The following is an 18,378-nucleotide window of genomic DNA, read 5'->3' as shown; positions in this document are numbered from 1 at the left end:
CGGCGGCTGCCGATCATCTGATCCTGTGGCAAGATCGCGGGATGCTGCGACTGACCGACTTCATCATCGACTGCCCGGACACGATGAAGCTGGCGGGCTTCTACTCCGAAGTGGTGGGGCTCCCGGTCAAGGAGGGCAGTGACGAGAGCTGGGCCGGTATCCGGTTCGGCGAGATCGAACTGGCCTTCATCCAGGTGGAGGACTACCGCGCCCCGCAGTGGCCCGACAGCGAGCACCCCAAGCAGTTCCACCTCGACTTCGAAGTCGACGACATCGAGGCCGAGCAGCACCGCCTCCTCGCCCTCGGCGCGACCCTCCAGCGCGACTGCACCGACCCCGAGGGCTACGGCTTCCGCGTCTACACCGACCCCGTCGGCCACCCCTTCTGCCTCTGCCGCAACAAGGGTGTCGTCTGGACCGGTCAGGGCCCCGCCTGGCCCCAGCGCGCCTAGGACACCGTTTCCTAGGGTGTGATCGTTCGTTGAGCTGGGCATCCCGCCAGTATTCGGCCCGGCCGTCTGCCGTGTTGCCGCACCTGTGCGCGAGGCAGCCACGCGCAGGGGACGACTCGTTGGACTCCACACCGGCGAGCGGGAAAGACTGTGGCAACAGGGCCTCCTGGAGCTGCTCGGCTCGGTTCGCAACCCCGAGCCACCACGAGGCCCTGCTGCTATGCACCGACCACCGCCCCATCACCCGAACAGGAACCCTGTTCGACTCCATCGCACCGGCGGATGGTAAGCGGATAGCTTCAAAGCCGGGCTTGCCAGAACTGAGCCGCCCACACGGACCCGACATCCGTGCGGGCGGGCGGCCTTCTCAGTAGGAGCCGAGGTTGGTGTAGACGTTCCAGATCTGCCAGTTGTTGGTGGTGGAGCACTGTCCGGGGAAGCCGTAGAGGCCGATGCCGCCGTCCAAGCACACGTTATAACCGGGGCTGGCGTTGTAGAAGTTGATGAAGTGCTTCAGCCCCGCCGGGTTCCCGACGTTCTGCGGCGGGGCGGCCGTGATCATCGTCCACAACTGGCCGGGATCGTTGACGTTGCAGGTGGCCCAGCCGGTGACCGTGCCGCCCTTGGGGCCGTACCCCGGGGAGCCCGTGGTCAGGCAGTCTGCCAGGCCCGTGAAGTAGTCGTTCTGGATCTGCACCACCGCGTGGCCGCTGTTGTCCGGCGCTGCACTGATCAGATCGATCCAGTCAGTCCCGCCGGCCATGCATCCCGGCACCAGTTCGCCGGCGGCCCCCGCCGGGTGGTCGTAATCCGCCGCTATGCACTGCTGGAGCGCCTGATCGACCACCTGGATGTGAGGCCATCTGATCGCGGCGTTCGCCTGTCCCGTGGTACCGACCACCAGCGTCAGCGCCGCGGCCGCTACCGCGGCCGCCTTGGCGAATCGGCCGGACAACAGCTTCCCGAACCCGTTCACGGTCCTTCCCTTCCGCAGGTGACACTCGGGGCGGTGGGCCGTGGGTCCCGATGGCCCAGATAAAGGCGGCAACTGCCGCCAGGTACAGCCAGAGGTGGCGACGAACACGATGGCCGCCAGCACCTCACGATCGCCGTACCGACGCCGGCCACACCCTGCGGCCGCGAAGGCGCAGGCGGCACGACCCTCTGGAACAACTCCTATAGCTCATCAGGCACCAAGCGCTTCGCGATCCCCACGGCCGCGGACTACCGGACCGCCCGATGAGACGACTTCTCAGTTGTAGTACGGGCTGCAGTATTCGAGCGTTATCGTGGAATCTCCGACGCATACACGGTCCGTGAGGATGCTGCCGTTCGAGGCATAGCCGTGCCACCACGTGGGGGTATTGGCGGGAGATTTCGACCAGGGACTCGACCAGTAGCTGGACCAGGTATTGCCGCCGTTCGTGCTCTGTTCGATGGCGACGGAGCAATAGGCGCCGTTGTGCGGCACGACGTAGCCGGTCACCTGGTTGGCGTTCCAGAGGGTGTAGCCGAAGCAGTTTCCCACCAGCTCCTGCCAGTTGGAGCCGGCCGCGGATGCGGTGCCGCCCGTCGCGACGGTGGCGCCGGCGGCGAGAGCGACGGCGCCGGCGGTGAGGGCGACGGTGCGTCGGGCCGTTCCGATTTTCAGCATGGGTGTCCTCCTGGTAGTTCATGCCCCTTACCGGGGTTGCTGGTTGTTCCCTCGCGCTGGAGTCGAGCGGGGGGTTTCCAGACTCGCGGTGGCTCTCGTCGGCCTCGGGTTCGAGCCATTGCCTCCAGATCGCCTGATCGGGATACTACGGTCACGAGTCCTTGGTCCGTCCTGGATTCGTCCTGGATTCGTCCTAGACCAAAATGCCGTTTCTTATGGTGCGCTGCAGTGCGGTTCCCCCTGGCAGAGGTGTGTGGGGCCATCTGTGCCATGGACATCAATCGAAGGGCTCGTGCCGCGTCGGCGGCCTGGACGTCTACGCGCCGAGCAACGACTTCGGCACCAGCCCGCACTCTCACGACCCGTATTCAGCCAAACGCAGGTGGTTGATGAGCCGGAGCCGAGCCGAGGGCTCTGTCCGCGCCAGCCGGTAGCGTGGAGGCCCGGCTCGATCCCTTACCCCTCCGAGGTGCGCGTGAGCAGATCTCGCCCGTCGCGGCCCGACCCGGACGACGACGGCCAGCTCGGTCTGTTCGCCCCCGCAGCCGAACCGCCGCCTCCGCCCCCACCCCCTCCTCCGTCGTCGCCGCGCAGGCCGGTCGCCAGCGATCTGGCGTGGAATCCGGCAGCGGAACTGCGCCGCCTCGTGGAGGAGCTCGTCCGCGCCACCGCGCTGAGCCAGTCGCTGGTCAACGCCGAGCTGAACAAGCGGCTGGGCGTGCGCAGCCGCACCGGGGCCGATCTGGAAATGGTCCGCGCGGCCGTCGACACGGCGCGCGGCTGGCTCGCGGAGGCGGAGTCGGCCCGAGCCGGCAGCCTCGACCATCTGAAAGGCAGTCGCCGGGCTCTGTCCGGAGTGCGGGTCACCGAGGAACAGGAGGCCGCACGCGCGGAGTTCACCGCAGAGCAGCACCTCGCGCTACAGGCCGGGGCCGGCACCGGCAAGACGACGACGCTCATCCTTCTGGCCGCGGCCGCGGCCCGGCGGCGCGGCCAGTATCTGGCCTTCAACCGGCCCATCGCCGCCGCCGCGGCCGCCAAGTTCCCACCGAACGTGGTCTGCCGCACCGCGCACTCGCTGGCGCACGCTGCCGTCGGGCGCCGGTACGAGAAGCGGCTCCAGGCGCCGCGCAAGCCCGCCTGGCAGGCCGGAGCCGCTCTCGGCATCGCACCGACCATGGAACTGCAGATCGGAGACCGCACCGTCACCAACCGCGGCCTCGCCTACGCGATGGTGCGCACCGTGCGCACCTTCTGCCAGTCCGCCGACACCCACCTCACCCTGCGGCACGTGCCCTGGCTGCGCGGTCTGGGCGGCAAAGCGGAGCACGACCTGCTCGCGAAGATGGTGCTGCCCCACGCCCGGCGGGCCTGGGAGGAGATCCAGGACCCGGCCGGCGAGGTGATGCCGTTCGAGCACGACCACTACTTCAAGATGTGGGCGCTGGGCGAGCCGCGGGTCGCCGGCGACTTCCTGCTCCTGGACGAGGCCCAGGACACCAACCCCGCGCTGGAGAAGGTGTTCAACGCCCAGCGCGACCACGCCCAGCTCATCATGGTCGGCGACTCCGCCCAGGCCATCTACGGCTGGCGAGGCGCCCGCGACGTCATGACCGACTTCGAGGGCCGCCAGCTCCATCTGACCCAGTCCTTCCGCTTCGGGCCGGACCTGGCAGCCGAGGCCAACCGGTGGCTGACCCTCACCGGCTCGCCTCTGCGCCTGCGCGGCGACCCCGGCCAGCACACCACCCTCGGTCCGGGCGGCACACCGGACGCCGTGCTGTGCCGCACCAACGTCGGCGCCATGGTCACCATCCTCGACCTGCTCGCCCAGAACAAGCACGTCGCCCTGGCCGGCGGGGGCACAGCACTGGAGAAGCTCGCCGAAGCCGCCGGCGAGCTCAAGGCCGGCCGCCGCGCCGGCCATCCCGAACTCACCCTGTTCAGCACCTGGCGCGAACTGCAGGAGTACGCCGAGTCCGATCCCTCAGGAGGGGACCTCCTGCCGCTGATCGAACTCATCGACAACTACAGTGCCGACGTCATCCTCCGCGCCGTCCGCCGACTCGCCGACGAGCAGCACGCCCAGGTCGTGGTCTCGACCGCCCACAAGGCCAAGGGCAAGGAGTGGCCGACCGTCAGGATCGCCCCCGACTTCGAACCCACACCCGGCGAGGAGACCGACGAGCACGGCGACCCCCTGCCCCGGCCCCTGGAGCCCGCCGAGGCCCGCCTCGCCTACGTCGCCGTCACCCGCGCCCGCCGCCACCTCGACCCCGGCGGCCTCGCCTGGCTCGACCACCACCCCGACGCACCGCCGCGACACCGCAACAGCCCGGCGGCACCGTCGGCTCCCGCCTCACCCTGGAACCTGCTCGGGCCCTCACCCCGGTAGCGGGGGAGGGGCACCAGGCGCCGCCCGGCGCCGAGCACCGCCGCGCGACCGTGGCGCGGCGCACCAGGGATTCGGCGATCGTGCACAACGGCCCCTCTGACGGTCGCCGTCAGCCGGAGGCGAGGCCGTTGATGCGGTACTGCATGACGCGGTAGTTCTGGTTGTCGTACCACTGACTCACGGCGATGGTGAAGTTCGCGAAGGTGGAGCCGGGCACGATGAAGCCGCCGTACGGGCTGGCCACCGCGTTGCCCGACTCGTGCCCCGGGGTGGTCGGCACGATCATGGTCTGCTCCGGGGTGGTGAACAGGTTCGAGGTCGGCAGGGCGAAGACCTGCGCCCGCATCGACAGCACGTCCATGTTGAGCCAGGTGAGGGCGTACCTTCCGCCCATCGCCCGGAAGCAGATCTCGCCCCACTTGCGCGCGCCGGTGATCGTGGTCGGGTAATTGCCCCACGCCCAGGCGCCGTTGGCGTAGCCCCACGGCTGGTACGCGGCGGGGCTGCCCAGCTGGGTCTGCGGCACCCGGTGGAGCAGCAGCCCCGACACCGCGTTCCGGTTGAAGGCGGTCGACAGCACGTAGCAGTAGCCGTCGTCGGCCACCGCGTAGGTCTTCTGCTGGAACTGGCCGGCGTACTGGTTGCCCGGCCACTGGCACAGGTACTGCCAGGTCTCCCCGTTGTCCCTGGACTGCCAGAAGTCCGAGTGGTCGGTCTGGTAGATGACGCCGCGCATGAGGTGCATGTACATCGTGTCGCCGACGGTGAACACGTCCGACGGGATGGCGGTCGTCCCGCCGGCGTGTCCCTCCGGCACCAGGCCGTTGGCGTGCGAGCCGCCGACGCTGCCGTCGATGACGAGCGAGGCGGGGTCGCCGCTGCTGGAGCGGAGCCCGACCGGGGCCCGCCAGTCGGGGCCGCCGACCCCGCTGCCGTTGAAGGTGTCGCCGCAGACGAACAGCATGGAGCCGTTGGGGCAGCGCGCGGGGATGCCGAGGTCGGTCCAGGGTGCGGCGAACCGGCCGGTCTCGGCCGGTCCGGTCAGGTTCCTGATCTTGCCGCCGGTGATCGTCGCCGCCGTCGCGGTGCGCGGCGTCGCGGCGGCCGCACCCGGCGCGACCAGCGCCGTGACCGCGCCGATGCCGCTGCCGAGGACGCCGGCCAGCACGCCCCGGCGCCCGGGGCCCTCGGCAGCGGCCCGGACGGAGGGGGCATCGGCGGCGGTCGGGACCGCCGGGCCGAGGGACGTACCGGGGTCGGACGAGGACATGGCGGCTCCTCCGCTTCGGGAATGGCCGCGGTGGACGGGCGACCGCCCGCCCACCGCGTACGCGACGTTCAACTGCGCTCGTTCACGGCACAGGTGACCACCTCGGCCGTGTCGCGCCGGCCGATCGGTGGGTCGTTCGGTGGGTCGTTCGGTGGATCGCGGGTCGGTCAGACGTTGTTGGCGAGGTTCTGCAGACCGGTGTAGGCGCCGTTGAAGTAGTCCTGGTCACCGGGGAAGACGCCCGAGTCGGCGTGCTGCCAGAAGGTGTAGAAGCCCCAGCCGGCCGGGAGCGTGCCGACGGAAGAGGCGTACCGCGCGATGAACAACGGGTCGTTGGCGCTGTAGGCGGCGCTGTTGCCGGTGCAGGTCGTCCACCAGTCGGTGGTGGTGTAGATCGTCGCCCAGCGTGTGGTCTTGGCGTGCACCTCGTTGACGAACGAGGTGATCCAGGTCCGCATCGCCGCCTGACTCAGGCCCCAGCAGGTGGAGCTGGTGCCGTACTCGATGTCGAGCATGGGCGGCAGCGTCTTGCCGTCCTTGGACCAGCCGCCGCCGTGCGCGACGAAGTAGTCCGCCTGGGCGGCGCCCGTGGAGGTGTTGGGGGTGGCGAAGTGGTACGAGCCGCGGATGAAGCCGGCGTTGTACGACCCGGTGTAGTTCGCCGAGAAGTTGGGGTCCCGGTACGTGGTGCCCTCGGTGGCCTTCATGTAGACGAACCGGGCGCCGTTGTTGTAAGCGGAGGCCCAGTTGATCGCGCCCTGCCAGTGGCTGACGTCCATGCCCGGCGTCTGCGCGACGGACGGGGTGATCGCCTCCCGTCCCGCCGAACGGCCCTCGTGCGCGGCCACCGTCGAGCCCATCCAGTCCCGTTCGGGGTGGGCGGGCGCGGCGGCGCCGGCCGGGGTCGCCGCCGTGGCCGCGCCCGGGGCCGTGACGAGCAGTGCCACGGCGGCCAGCGCGCCGCCGACCGCGGCGAGCGACCGCCGCAGCAGGATGGTGCGCCGGGCGGTGGTCTCTGCCTGGTTCATGGGTGCCTCCAACGGGCGGTGGTGGGGGTGAAAGCCGCTTGGGCGAAGGGAACGGCGCACTCACGCTGTGAAGCGTTCATGACAGCGCGTCAGAGATTACGCGCGTAGAGGCGGGAGAGAAAGACTCCTTCGTCGCGCCATTGGTCTGGTCCATTGCCGCCGCGCCGTGCCGCAGGGAACCGCTGATGATGGAGGTGCGGCTGTGATCGTCCGGTCGCAGCCGCCACTTCTGGCGGCGCCGGCGTCCGCAGTGTGGACGCGCGGGTGGAAGGGGCGACTTCGGCGGGCCCCGGAGGTGCGGCGGACGTCCGCATCGCGGGCCGCATGCCGGAACGATTGCGTGACGGGGGTCACAAGTGCTTTGATTCGTTAGGAAGTTTTCCTAACGAATGACCCGGAGGCCCCACCCACCATGTCATCGACCCGTACGCGCCTCGCCGTCGCAGCCGCCGCGGCTCTCGCGCTCGCCGTACCCCTCGCCGTCGGGAACGCCGACGCCGCCACGACGCACACCGCCGCCCCGGCAGGCTCCGCCGCCGCGCCGGCCGACACCACGTACACGGCCGCCCAGGTGCTGGCCGGCGTCCAGCAGAACTCCACGGCCGCGAACAAGGTCAACTCCAAGCCCCACATCAACACCATGACGCGGGCTCAGAACGTGAACGTGTACCAGGTCGCCTCGGGCGTCTACGCCTACAGCTCCGGCATGGCCATCGACACCGACGGCAGCGACTCCGATCCCGACCCCGACCACCAGGGCGAGACCACCTGGGAGGACAGCAACGGCCAGGCCCTCGGCGCGCACCACGTACCGTTCTACGTGCTGGGCGACGACTGCTGGGACCGCACGACCCCCTGCCCGCACTTCTACTACAAGGAACACGGCATGTCGGGCCGGCAGTTCGCGCTGATGTTCTACAACGGCAAGGTCATCGGCTCGATCTTCGGCGACACGCAGACCGCGAACAGCCAGACCACCTCGGACAACGACTCCCGCGAACTCGGCGAGGCGTCCGTGAAGGCGGCGCAGCTGCTCGGCATCCCCAGCAGCGGCACCACAGGCGGTGTGGACAACGGCGTGACCGTGGTGATGTTCTCCGGTTCGTCCTGGGTGGTGAACGGCACCAACTCCAACCTGAACGACCACGCCCAGGCCCTGGTCCAGACGGCGCTGAACAGCCTCGGCGCGAGCATGGCGGGCACCACGCCGCCTACGAGCCCGCCGCCGGGCGGCACGCTCTTCGAGGCGGAGACCGGCACCCTGTCCGCCGGCGGCACGTTCGACTCCAACCACCTCGGCTACACCGGCACCGCGTTCGCCAACCCGGCCAACGCGACCGGCGCGTACGTCGACATCCCGGTCGCCGCGGCCACCGCAGGCACCAAGACCGTGAGCATCCGGTACTCCGACGGCACCACCGCGGCGCGGCCCGCGACCATCTCCGTCAACGGCGCCTCGCAGGGCACGCTCAACTTCCCGACCACCGCCGACTGGGACACCTGGGCCACCGCGTCCGTGTCGGTGCCCCTGAAGGCCGGCGCCAACACCATCCGTATCGCCGGCGCCACCGCGAACGGCCCCGCCAACATCGACTCGGTGACCGTCTCCCAGTAGCTCCAGCACCCCTCCGCACCCGGCGCCGGCCGGCGGGTCACTCCCGCAGGGCCGGCGCCGTTCGGCATATTCATGCAGAGGTGTCAAGGTGTGGCTGCCCGTCCCCTTATCTCACGCGCGCCTGAAGCAGGCTTTTTTACAGGGGCGACGGCTGATTGCATGGCGCGTACGGCCCTCCGGCGCACCGTACATACTTACGCTACTATGCATCATCATGCAGAACCGGTTCGGTGCCCGTCGCCGGGCCCGGACGACCGAGGGAGAAGCGGCCATGGACGGACAGCCCGTCACCCCGCGCGGTTACCGCAGCGTCGCCAGGAACATGGGTCTGAAGGACGGGGAGGACGACTTCGCGGCCGTCGTCTCCGAGGTCCCTGCCCGCTCGGCAGCGGTGTTCACCAGGTCCCGGTTCGCCGGCCCCAGCGTGCTGCTGAGCCGTACGGCCGCCGCCCGGCAGAGCAGCCGCGGCATGGTCGTGCTGTCCCGCAACGCCAACGTGGCGACGGGCCGGGCCGGCGCCGCGCACGCGGAGGAGGTGCGCCGCCGGGTCGCCGAGATCGCCGGCGTGGACCCCGAGGATCTGGTGATCGGCTCCACCGGGGTGATCGGCCGCCCGTACCCGATCGAGAGCATCAGGGCCGGAATGGACGAGCTGTCATGGCCGTTCCCCGAGGCGGACTTCGACGCCGCCGCCAAGGCCATCATGACCACCGACACCCACCCCAAGTGCTTCTCGGTGCGCTGCGGACCTGCCGTGCTCACCGGCATCGCCAAGGGCGTCGGCATGATCGAACCCAACATGGCGACGCTGCTGGCCTTCTTCTTCACCGACGCCGACATCCCGGCCGACGCGCTCGACGCGATCTTCCGGCGGGTGGTGGACCGGACGTTCAACGCGCTGAGCATCGACACCGACACCTCCACCAGCGACACCGCGGCGGTCTTCGCCAACGGCCTCGCCGGGCCGGTGGACCACGCCGGGTTCGAAGCGGCGCTGTACGCGTGCGCGCTGCACCTGGTGCGCATGATCGCCGCCGACGGCGAGGGCGCCGGCAAGCTCATCGAGGTGCGGGTCACCGGCGCCCGCGACGACGCCCAGGCCAAGCGGGTCGGCAAGAGCGTGGTCAACTCCCCTTTGGTGAAGGCCGCGGTGCACGGCGGCGACCCCAACTGGGGCCGGGTCGCGATGGCCGTCGGCAAGCTGGAGGACGAGACCGACATCGAACCGGCGCGCGTACGGATCAGCTTCGGCGACCTGCCGATGCACCCGGAGGAACCCGGCGACGCCCTGCTGGCGCGCGCCGCGGCCTACCTGTCAGGTGACGAGGTGGTCATCGGCGTCGATCTGGGCATCGCCGAGGGCGCGTTCACCGTCTACGGCTGCGACCTCACCGAGGGATACGTCAAGATCAACGCCGACTACACCACCTGACGCCGCCGCGACGAACGCCCCGCCGTTCCACCGCCGGGGCGACTCCCAGGACGGACCGGCGCGCCGAGTGGCCGCGGTCCGACGTCACGACGAGAGTCGGCAGCGGCATGCCGTCACCTACCGTCACATGCCGCCGCGACGACGCTGCGAGGTCCCCGATGCCCGACAGGCTCCGCGTACGGGCCCGCCCGCTGCCCGCAGGAGCGGCCCCGGCCGGCACGGCCGGCACGGCTGCTCGGGCCGCCGCGCCCGTGGGCGCGGTGGCCGCGGTCTGCGCGGTGTTCGTACTCGCCCAACTGGTCCTCGTGGTGCCCGGGTCCGGCCTGGGCTGGGACGAGACCGTCTACACCAGCCAGGTCGCCGCGCACGTCCCCGCTGCCTTCTTCAGCGCACCCCGGGCCCGCGGCGTCTCCCTGCTGGCCGCGCCCGTCGCGGGGCTGACCTCCTCCACCACCGCGCTGCGGGTCCACCTCGCCGTCCTGTCCGGCGCCGGGCTCTTCCTGGCGCTGCGTGGATGGCGCCGGCTGCTCCCCGCCCCCGTGCTCGCCCTCGCCGGCGGGCTGTTCGCCGGACTGTGGATCACCCTGCTGTACGGGTCGCAGGTGATGCCCAACCTGTGGAGCGCCTACGGCACCCTGGCCGCTACCGGCTTCCTGCTGCGCGCGGCGCGCGACCCCGCGGATCGCACGGCCCTCGCCGGGCTGGCGGCCGCGGTGGTCCTGGTCGGCCTCATGCGCCCCCCGGACGCGGTGTGGCTGGTGGCGGCGCTGGCCGCCGCCGCGCTGACGCTCCGCCCGTCGCGAAGCCCGCTGCTGCTGGCGGTCCTCGCGGCGGCGCTGCTCGCGGGCTGCGCCGAGTGGGTGATCGAGGCGTACGTGCGGTACGGCGGCCTGGCCGCCAGGCTGCACCGGGCCAGTGCGATCCAGGGCGGCCTCGGCCTGCACGTCGCCGTCGACGACCAGGTCCGCGCGCTGGACGGGCGCACGCTGTGCCGGCCCTGCGACGTCCCCTGGCGGCACCGGGGGGACGCCCTGTGGTGGTTCGCGCTGCCGTTCCTGGCGGCGGGCGGCGCCCTCGTCGCGCGCGGCGGCCGGCGGGACGCCGTCCGGCTCCCCCTCCTGACCGCCGTCGCCGTCGCCGTGCCGTACCTGTTCACCGTCGGCTACGCCGCTCCGCGGTTCCTGCTGCCCGCCTACGCGTTGCTGGCGATCCCGGTCGCCGAGTGCCTGCTGTGGGCGGTCCGCGGCCGCGCCGGGCGGCTGCGGCCAGGCGTGGCCGCGCTCGTCGCCGCCGCCCTGTGCGGCCACCTGGTGGTCCAGGGCGGTGTGCTGCTCGCCGCGGCCGGCGCCAACCGTCAGGCCAAGGTGCGTGAGGAGGAGATGGCCGCCGGACTGCACGCGCAGGGCGTGCGGCCGCCCTGCGTGCTCTCCGGCGACGCGGCCGTCCCCCTCGCCTTCTACGCGGGCTGCGCGTCGCGCCAGACCGCGGGCCCGGACGAGAGCGTCACCGTCGCCGGGCTGCTGGCGGCGGCCCGGCGGCTGCCGGTGGCGGTGCTCGTCGCGGGCGGTGGCCGGGCGCCCGCGTACACCCGCCACTGGCGTTCGGCCGCGCTCCCCACGCCACCCGGTTCGGCCGCCGTCCGCGCCTGGTTCCCCCGCCGCGGGCCGCGTCCCACCGGCGATCGACGGCTCCCGGCCGTGGCCGGGCCGCCGCCCCGCGCAGGGGTCAGCCGGTCACCTCCGCCCGGGACGGCGCGCGGCGACGGTGAAGCTCACCGGACAGGCCGAGCGCGGCCGGATCGGCCACCGCCTGCCGCACCGCGTCGACCACCGGGCCGAGGGTGAGCGCCTCACGAAACGGCGGGCACATCGCCACCAGGTGCCGCGGACCCTCCGCGGCGGAGCGCCCCAGCGACTCGCGGACCAGCCGGCTCTTGCCGATGCCGGCCTCGCCCTCGATCAGCACGAGAGCGGGCGGCGAGGACAACGCGGCCGCGACGCGCAGCAGTTCGCTCTCGCGTCCGACGAGGGCCGGCGTCCCGACGCCGTCCGCGCCCGCACCCCCGGGTCGCGCGCCCCGCCCGCACCGACCGTCACCCGACCGCCTCCCGCTCGATCCCCTCGCGTCGCCGACGGTCATTCTCGACCGAGCGCGCAGGACGCCAGTTCCCCCCGCCTGACGTAGCCGGGGAAGCGCCGCCACGGCGTCACGGCGCCCCGCTCCTGGTCGGGGAAGGCCGGGCCACGCCCGGCGGCGCCCCACCGGTCCGTCCGGTGGGAGCGCCGCCGTGTCAGAGCCCGTCGGCCCGGAACCCCCAGGGGCGCCGGCTCAGCCCTCGTTCCGCAGGCGTGAGGCGCTCGCGAGCGTGTACGCCTCGTCGTGCTCCGCGGACCGCACCTCCTCGATGAGCAGCGCGAGGGCGATCCCGTCGGGGACACCGGCGGACAGGGTGCGGGAGGCCTCGGTGAGCCGGGCGACCGAGGCGGCGACCGCGTCGCGGACGTCCGCCTGGAGCGCCCACTCGGGGTTGGCCCGTTTCCGGAGCCTGCCGGCCACCCTGGTCAGGTCGCGGGCGGCGGCCTTGCGGCGCTGGGAGTCCATCAGTTCGTCCGACTTGAGTCCGGCCGCGGTCGTGAGCGACTTGCGGTCGAAGAGTTTCTCCTTCGTCGCCGTCATCGACTCGCCGTGGCCGCCCCGGTCGCCCGCGTCGACGGTCGCGTACGGCAGCAGGTTGCGGAAGGTGAGGTAGGCGGTCGCGGCGTCCGGCACATCGGCGGCGTTGAAGACGTCCAGCGCGCCGTCGAACACGTTCTGCAGTTGGCCGGCGAGAAGCTGTTCGGTGGGCAGCAGCCAGTCGAGGGCCATCACGCGGCTGTTCAGATCGCGCACCACCTGCTTGCGCAGCACGGCGAGCACCCCCGGCACGCCGTCCCGCGCGCCGCTGACCAGCGCGTCGGCGGCGAGCCGCTCGACCAGCCACGCCGTGGTGTGCGAGCCCATGCCCGCGACCCCGGCCGGAGCCGGCGCGCGACCGGTGATCCGCAGCGGGCCGCCGGAGGGGAAGACGGCGGACAGTTCGCTCGTCGCGGCGACCGCGACCCAGCCGTTGGTCCTGGCCGGCTCCGGGGCGGGCTGGAGCTGCGGGTGGATCTCCCGAACGGCGTCGAGCAGCTTGTCGCGCAGCTCGGGATCGGCCGACGGAACGAGGTCCCCGACGGCTGCCGACAGCCGGCTGACTGCGGCGGCCGTCGCGTTGGGCTGCAGGAACCGCGCCGCCTTGACCGTGTACGGGTACGCCTGCGCGACAGTGACCTGGTGGTCGTGGAGGAGGTGGGCGAGGATCTCGGCCGCGTCGCGCAGCGCGCCGCTGCGCGCCCGCATGTCGGTCTCCAACTGCGCGGCCTGCGCCAGCCCGTCGGACACCGCGAGTCTGGCGTCCTTGAGCGTGTCGTGGTCCCTGACGCTCATCGGATCGGGCGTCGACAGGGCCAGATCGGCGGCCTCCCGGATCTTGCGGGCGAGCTTGAGGAAGGCCGCGTACTCGCCCTCCTCGTCGTCCGGGCCGGTCAGATGCGGTTGGAGGCTCTTGACCACCTGGGCGGGGTCGAGGGCGGGAACGGGCACCGGCGGCAGCAGCCCGGCGGCGTCGGCGGCCGCCCGGTCCTTCTCCGCGTTGGTGCCCTTCCTCTTGAAGCGCCGGGTCCGCAGGACCACGTCGCAGGCCGCGACGGCAGCTTCGGCCAATGGCGTGAGGTCGGCCTTCGTCCGGACGACTCCCGTCACCACGCCGGGCCGCAGCGCGAAGTCCAGGTCGGCGGCGCGGACGGCGGCGTCGAAGGCGAACAGCCGCCACAGCGCCGCCCTCATCGCCTCCGGCCCGCCGGTGTCCGCGGAGGCGGGCGGCACGAGATCCGGCGGGCCCGACCGCTCGAGGGCCAGCACGTGCGCCCGGTAACTGCCCTCCCCGGAACCGCGCGATCCGCGCGCGGACCTGGCCGGGACGGTCGCGAACGGGAGGTAGTTGACGTAGGCCAGGTGGTGGGCGATGGCCTTCTCCAGGGCGGCCTGCCGGTCCTCCGCCGTGGCCCTGGGGCCGGGCGTCAGCAGTGTGCGCACCCGCCACCCCGCGTCCTCCAGCAGCAGGGTCCGCTCGGCGCGGTCCTCCAGCTGGTCGAACACCTTCATGCCGTGCGAGCCGGGGTCGTCCATCCAGGAGCTGACCACCTTCTGCCGCTCCCGCAGCACCACTTCGGCCTCCGGCACGGTGCGGCCGTGCACCATCGAGTGCACCGCGTCGACGACCGCCTGCCAGGCGACGGTGTGGTCGCCCATCCTGCTGCCGAACGGCGAAGGCGTGCGCTGGAGCCGGCTGATCACCAGCTGCTCGATCAGCCCGTCCGCCCCCACCTCAAGCCGCGGATGCAGCCGTACCACCGCCCCGGCGGGCAGGTCGGGGTGCTCCGCGAGATCCAGGCTGGTCAGCGTGCGCTTGAGCTTCGACCGTGCGGCCGGCGGCAGCCCGGCCGGCTCCAGGATCTCGGTCCCGGTGCGCGTCATCGCCGCCCGCTTCGCGTCCGGCGCCGCTTGTTCGAGATTCCGCTTCATGTGTCATTCCCCCCATCGGTCCTGCTGTCGAGGGGCAATCAACCACGCGAGGAATCCGCACACCCCCCCGTTCACCGCATTCGGTCACAATCTGCGCTCCCGGAGCCGGACCGGGACAGCAGGGTGTCGTAGAGGCGTCATGCAACGCCGCGCACCACCTGTTCCGTAGAAGGGGTGATCGCCGTGGTCGTGTCGAGGTCCGGAGGGTGTGTGTCCGTCAAGCCGAGTGGTGAACGGGACCAGGAGTTCACCGCGTTCGTGAGTGCCCGGCGCGGTGAGCTGGTCCGTGTCGCGGTGCTGCTGCTGCCGGGTGACCGGGCGGCGGCCGAGGACATGGTGCAGACCGCGCTGACCCGGCTACCTCGCGTGGCCGCGGGTGCGCCAGGACTCGGTCGACGCCTGTGCGCGGCGCTGCGTCGTGAACGCGGTGACCGACGACCGGCGCAGCGTGTTCCGCCGCCGTGAGCAGGTCCACGCGCAGGTGCCCGACGTGGCCGCCAGCGTGCGGCTGACCGCGAGCGACACCGCGGGCGACAGCGTCCACGAGACCCTCACACGGGCCTACGCGCTGCGCTGACCCCGGCCGTTCGCCCGGCACGCCGGGGGAGAGGAGGAGGGGCCCGGCGTCCGCCGACGCCGGGCCCTTCCGTGCGCACGCCGCGGACCTGACGTGCTGACGCCCCGACGTCGCGCACGGCGGGGGCGTGCGGAGGACGGCCGCGGGAGCGTTATGGGCCACCAGGGTGGAGTCGGCCACCTCGACCAGTCCGCGGGCCCGGAGGGGACGAACCGGGCAGGAACGTGCGATGCGGTCCGCCGGACCGCGTCCTTCGCCCCAGAGAAAGCCCCTCCATGACCCTTCGCAGAAAACCGCCCGGCACCGCCCGGCGGAAGCCGGCCGCCCTGCTGCTCCTGCTGAGCACCGCCGTCGCGGGTGCGGCGCTCGCAGGTCCCGGCGCGGGCGTCGGCCAGGCGTCCAGCCACCGTGAGGCGCCGCTGATCGCCTCGGACCCGCAGGTCGACAACACCGACCTGTACGCCTTCGCCAGCCCCGACGCGTCCGACACCGTGACGCTGGTCGCGAACTGGTACCCGTTCCAGGAGCCGAACGGCGGGCCGAACTTCTACCCGTTCGCCACGGACGCCCACTACGACATCAACATCGACAGCCAGGGCACCGGCACCCCGGACCTGACCTACCGGTGGACGTTCCGCAACGAGGACCGCCGCGGCGAGAAGACGTTCCTGTACAACAACGGGGTCGTCAACAACCTCACCGACCCCACGCTCCTCTTCCGCCAGCACTACACGCTCCAGGAGATCCGCGCCGGGCACCGCCCGGTGACGCTCGTCAAGGACGCCATCGCGGCGCCGTCCAACGTCGGCAGGGCGTCCATGCCCGACTACGGACGGCTGCGAAGCCAGGCCACCCGCCGGCTGCCCGGCGGTGGCCGGACCGTCGCCAGCCAGGCCGCCGACCCGTTCTTCCTCGACCTGAGGATCTTCGACCTGCTCTACGGCGGGAACTTCAGCGAGACAGGGCACAACACGCTCAACGGCTACAACGTCAACACCCTGGCCATCCAGGTCCCCAAGTCCGCGCTGGCCTACCGGGGCGACTCCGGTCGCAACCCGGTCATCGGCGTGTGGAGCTCCACCGAGCGGCGCACCATGCAGCTCAGCCCCGGCAAGTCCACCCCGACCGGCCCCTACGTGCAGGTCTCCCGCCTGGGCAACCCCCTGGTCAACGAGGCCGTCGTGCCCGCGGGCCTGAAGAACGCCTTCAACGCCCTGCCGCCCTCGCAGGACCACAACCAGCCCAAGATCGTCGCGAAGGTCCTCGACCCCGAGGTGCCCAAACTCATCCAGTCGATCTACGGCATCCCCGCCCCGGCCGCCCCGCGGACCGACCTGCAGGAGATCTTCCTGACGGGCATCGCCAAGGCGGCCGGCGGTCCGCTGGCCGTCGACCTCAACTCGCAGCTGCTCAACAAGGACATCGACAAGCGGCGCTTCGTCCCCGCGGAGGAACTGCGGCTGAACATGTCGACCCCGGTGACGGCGAACCCGAACCGGCTCGGCGTCCTCGCCGGCGACTTCCAGGGCTTCCCCAACGGACGGCGCATGGGTGACGACGTCGTCGACATCGCCCTCCAGGCCCTCGAAGGCGCCACGCCCGGCCACCTCATCCAGGCCCTTGCCGCCGGTGACGGTGTCAACGGCCCCGGCCGCCCCTTCACGGGCAGCTTCCCGTACATCGCCCTGCCCTTCACCGACGCGGTGAACCAGGCCGGATGACCGAAGGTCCCGGTGCGGGCACGGGTCACCGGCCCGCACCGGGCACCCCGCCCTCCCCCCACCCCGCCACCCCGCGAACCGCCTTCGAGCCGAGGACACGACCCTCATGCGCCGCCTTGCACTGATCGCCACCGCCGCCGCCCTGTGTGCCGGCCTCGCCGGCTTCACGGCCATGGAGGACTCCGCCGGCCCGCCCGCCGCACGGTCCGCCCCCGGCAGCGGTGACGGCAGCCGAGGCGGACCCCAGACCATCGGCTCGGCCATCACCGCGCTCCAGGCGGGACTGCGGCAGCAGCCGAACGACGCCTCGGGCTGGGCCCAACTCGGCTCCGCGTACGTCGAGCAGGCCCGCCTGACCGTCGACCCCACCCTGTACCCCAAGTCCGAGTCCGCGCTGCGCCGCTCACTCACCCTCCAGCCGCAGCACAACACCGCGGCCCTCACCGGCATGGCCGGACTGGCCAACGCCCGGCACCGGTTCGCCCAGGCCCGCACCTGGGCGGACAAGGCCGTCGCCGACGACCCGTACGCCTGGGCCCCCTACGGCGCGCTCAACGACGCGCTCACCCAGCTCGGCGACGACCAGGCGGCACAGGACGCCGTCCAGCACATGCTGAACCTGCACCCCTCCACCGATTCCTTCACCCGCGCCTCCTACACCCTGGAGCTGCACGGGCGCACCACGGAGGCGGCGCAAGCCCTGCGACGGGCCCTCGACGACGCCTCGTCGCCCGCCGACGTGGCCTTCTGCCAGCACTACCTGGGCGAACTCGCCTTCAACACCGGCCACCCCCAGCAGGCCCTCGACCACTACCGGCAGGCGCTGACGGCCGACCCCACGTACACCGCGTCGCTGGCCGGTTCCGCACGCGCGGAGGCAGCCCTCGGGCAGACCGACCGCGCCGTCGGCGACTACCGCACCGCCATCGCACGGGTCCCGCAGCCGCAGTACGTCCTGGAGTTCGGCGAGCTGCTGCAGTCACTCGGCCGGGACGGCGAAGCACGCACCGAGTACGGCGTCCTCCAGGCCGAGCAGCGGCTCTTCGCCGCCAACGGGGTGGTGGACGACCTCAACCTCGGCCAGTACCAGGCCGACCACGGCGACCCGGGACTCGCCGTCACGCTGCTGACCGCGGAGTGGAACAGGCGGCGCAGCGTGCTGGTCGCCGACGCGCTCGGCTGGGCGCTGCACCGCGCCGGGCGCGACGCCGACGCACTGCCGATGGCCCGGCAGGCCGACCGGCTCGGCTGGCGCGACGCCCTGCTGCACTACCACCGCGCCGTCATCGAGCAGTCCCTCGGCGACGACCGCTCGGCGCGTGCCGACCTCACGCGCGCGCTCACCGACAATCCCCGCTTCTCTCCGCTCCTGGCTCCTGACGCGCGGATGCGTCTGGCCCGTCTTCGAGGACAGCGATGATCTTCTCCGCGGGTGCCCGTACCCGTTGCCTGCGCCGTGCGGTGGTGGTGGTGCTGGCCGCCGTGCCCGCTGTGATGGGGGTGGCGGCCGGCGAGGCGTGCGCCCACCCGCTGGGCAACTTCACCGTCAACCGCTACGACGGCCTCACGTTCCACCCCGACCGTGTGGAGGACCTCGCGGTCGTGGACAGCGCGGAGATCCCCACCCTG

Annotated in this window: 14 protein-coding genes and 2 pseudogenes; 9 read left to right on the top strand and 7 right to left on the bottom strand. The window is 72.1% G+C overall.

The window, feature by feature from the left end; translation table 11 throughout:
- Nucleotides 1-41 precede the first annotated feature (41 nt).
- Entirely contained in the window at nucleotides 42-452 is a 411-nt protein-coding gene (locus V2S66_RS32775; RefSeq protein WP_330800459.1) for a VOC family protein, read from the top strand.
- 367 nt (nucleotides 453-819) lie between these two features.
- On the opposite strand, the gene V2S66_RS32770 is transcribed toward V2S66_RS32775, so the two are convergent.
- From V2S66_RS32770 to V2S66_RS32760, 3 genes and pseudogenes are all read right to left on the bottom strand, one after another.
- Nucleotides 820-1,428: a hypothetical protein gene (locus V2S66_RS32770; RefSeq protein ID WP_330800499.1), complete on the bottom strand. Its 609-nt coding sequence runs from the start codon at nucleotides 1,426-1,428 to the stop codon at nucleotides 820-822.
- A gap of 30 nt (nucleotides 1,429-1,458) precedes the next feature.
- Nucleotides 1,459-1,625 (bottom strand): annotated as a pseudogene (locus tag V2S66_RS32765) (transposase); the annotation flags it as partial.
- Nucleotides 1,626-1,704: 79 nt separating this feature from the next.
- Nucleotides 1,705-2,106, bottom strand: a complete 402-nt coding sequence (locus V2S66_RS32760; RefSeq protein WP_330800458.1) for a hypothetical protein — start codon at nucleotides 2,104-2,106, stop codon at nucleotides 1,705-1,707.
- Nucleotides 2,107-2,581: 475 nt separating this feature from the next.
- On the opposite strand from V2S66_RS32760, the gene V2S66_RS32755 reads away from it, so the two are divergent.
- Nucleotides 2,582-4,501 (top strand): UvrD-helicase domain-containing protein, encoded by a 1,920-nt coding sequence (locus V2S66_RS32755; RefSeq protein WP_330800457.1) that lies wholly within the window; start codon nucleotides 2,582-2,584, stop codon nucleotides 4,499-4,501.
- 109 nt (nucleotides 4,502-4,610) lie between these two features.
- Here the strand turns inward: V2S66_RS32755 and V2S66_RS32750 are convergent, their stop codons facing one another.
- Nucleotides 4,611-5,771, bottom strand: a complete 1,161-nt coding sequence (locus tag V2S66_RS32750; protein ID WP_330800456.1) for a DUF4185 domain-containing protein — start codon at nucleotides 5,769-5,771, stop codon at nucleotides 4,611-4,613.
- Between the two features lie 167 nt (nucleotides 5,772-5,938).
- Complete coding sequence (locus tag V2S66_RS32745; protein WP_330800455.1) at nucleotides 5,939-6,799, bottom strand: GH25 family lysozyme; 861 nt, start codon at nucleotides 6,797-6,799, stop codon at nucleotides 5,939-5,941.
- Between the two features lie 412 nt (nucleotides 6,800-7,211).
- On the opposite strand from V2S66_RS32745, the gene V2S66_RS32740 reads away from it, so the two are divergent.
- The 3 genes from V2S66_RS32740 to V2S66_RS32730 all read left to right on the top strand — a co-directional run bounded on the left by V2S66_RS32740 (nucleotide 7,212) and on the right by V2S66_RS32730 (nucleotide 11,690).
- Nucleotides 7,212-8,414: a glycoside hydrolase family 75 protein gene (locus tag V2S66_RS32740; RefSeq protein ID WP_330800454.1), complete on the top strand. Its 1,203-nt coding sequence runs from the start codon at nucleotides 7,212-7,214 to the stop codon at nucleotides 8,412-8,414.
- A gap of 271 nt (nucleotides 8,415-8,685) precedes the next feature.
- Nucleotides 8,686-9,846, top strand: coding sequence for a bifunctional glutamate N-acetyltransferase/amino-acid acetyltransferase ArgJ (gene argJ, locus V2S66_RS32735; protein ID WP_330800452.1), 1,161 nt, complete (start codon nucleotides 8,686-8,688; stop codon nucleotides 9,844-9,846).
- Between the two features lie 158 nt (nucleotides 9,847-10,004).
- On the top strand, nucleotides 10,005-11,690 hold the full coding sequence (locus V2S66_RS32730; RefSeq protein ID WP_330800450.1) for a hypothetical protein: 1,686 nt from the start codon (nucleotides 10,005-10,007) through the stop codon (nucleotides 11,688-11,690).
- Here the strand turns inward: V2S66_RS32730 and V2S66_RS34690 are convergent.
- Nucleotides 11,572-11,985, bottom strand: a complete 414-nt coding sequence (locus V2S66_RS34690) for an AAA family ATPase (protein WP_413966536.1) — start codon at nucleotides 11,983-11,985, stop codon at nucleotides 11,572-11,574. The genes V2S66_RS32730 and V2S66_RS34690 overlap by 119 nt on opposite strands.
- A 189-nt stretch (nucleotides 11,986-12,174) precedes the next feature.
- The gene (locus V2S66_RS32725; protein WP_330800448.1) at nucleotides 12,175-14,451 is read right to left on the bottom strand and encodes a hypothetical protein; all 2,277 of its coding nucleotides are present in this window, start codon (nucleotides 14,449-14,451) and stop codon (nucleotides 12,175-12,177) included.
- A 376-nt stretch (nucleotides 14,452-14,827) separates the two neighbouring features.
- Here V2S66_RS32725 and V2S66_RS32720 point away from each other — a divergent pair, with 376 nt between their 5' ends.
- From V2S66_RS32720 to V2S66_RS32705, 4 genes and pseudogenes are all read left to right on the top strand, one after another.
- A complete protein-coding gene (locus tag V2S66_RS32720) occupies nucleotides 14,828-15,028 on the top strand; it encodes a hypothetical protein (RefSeq protein WP_330800446.1) in 201 nt (66 codons plus the stop codon).
- A gap of 275 nt (nucleotides 15,029-15,303) precedes the next feature.
- The gene (locus tag V2S66_RS32715) at nucleotides 15,304-16,749 is read left to right on the top strand and encodes a DUF4331 domain-containing protein (RefSeq protein WP_330800444.1); all 1,446 of its coding nucleotides are present in this window, start codon (nucleotides 15,304-15,306) and stop codon (nucleotides 16,747-16,749) included.
- A 106-nt stretch (nucleotides 16,750-16,855) separates the two neighbouring features.
- Nucleotides 16,856-18,169, top strand: coding sequence for a tetratricopeptide repeat protein (locus V2S66_RS32710; RefSeq protein WP_330800442.1), 1,314 nt, complete (start codon nucleotides 16,856-16,858; stop codon nucleotides 18,167-18,169).
- Nucleotides 18,166-18,378, top strand: a pseudogene (locus tag V2S66_RS32705) (nickel/cobalt transporter); the annotation flags it as partial. The gene V2S66_RS32710 and the pseudogene V2S66_RS32705, both read left to right, overlap by 4 nt.

The organism is Actinacidiphila polyblastidii, assembly GCF_036353415.1.
Classification (GTDB): Bacteria; Actinomycetota; Actinomycetes; order Streptomycetales; family Streptomycetaceae; genus Actinacidiphila; species Actinacidiphila polyblastidii.
Note: the sequence above shows the minus strand (reverse complement) of the source record. Positions and strands in the feature narration are given on the sequence as shown.

Bases quoted from the DNA above. Each gene is read 5' to 3' on its own strand.
- V2S66_RS32775 (WP_330800459.1), top strand. From the start codon at position 42: ATGCTGCGACTGACCGACTTCATCATCGACTGCCCGGACACGATGAAG.
- V2S66_RS32760 (WP_330800458.1), bottom strand. From the start codon at position 2,106: ATGCTGAAAATCGGAACGGCCCGACGCACCGTCGCCCTCACCGCCGGC.
- V2S66_RS32750 (WP_330800456.1), bottom strand. From the start codon at position 5,771: ATGTCCTCGTCCGACCCCGGTACGTCCCTCGGCCCGGCGGTCCCGACC.
- V2S66_RS32745 (WP_330800455.1), bottom strand. From the start codon at position 6,799: ATGAACCAGGCAGAGACCACCGCCCGGCGCACCATCCTGCTGCGGCGG.
- V2S66_RS32740 (WP_330800454.1), top strand. From the start codon at position 7,212: ATGTCATCGACCCGTACGCGCCTCGCCGTCGCAGCCGCCGCGGCTCTC.
- argJ (WP_330800452.1), top strand. From the start codon at position 8,686: ATGGACGGACAGCCCGTCACCCCGCGCGGTTACCGCAGCGTCGCCAGG.
- V2S66_RS32730 (WP_330800450.1), top strand. From the start codon at position 10,005: ATGCCCGACAGGCTCCGCGTACGGGCCCGCCCGCTGCCCGCAGGAGCG.
- V2S66_RS34690 (WP_413966536.1), bottom strand. From the start codon at position 11,985: ATGACCGTCGGCGACGCGAGGGGATCGAGCGGGAGGCGGTCGGGTGAC.
- V2S66_RS32725 (WP_330800448.1), bottom strand. From the start codon at position 14,451: ATGAAGCGGAATCTCGAACAAGCGGCGCCGGACGCGAAGCGGGCGGCG.
- V2S66_RS32715 (WP_330800444.1), top strand. From the start codon at position 15,304: ATGACCCTTCGCAGAAAACCGCCCGGCACCGCCCGGCGGAAGCCGGCC.
- V2S66_RS32710 (WP_330800442.1), top strand. From the start codon at position 16,856: ATGCGCCGCCTTGCACTGATCGCCACCGCCGCCGCCCTGTGTGCCGGC.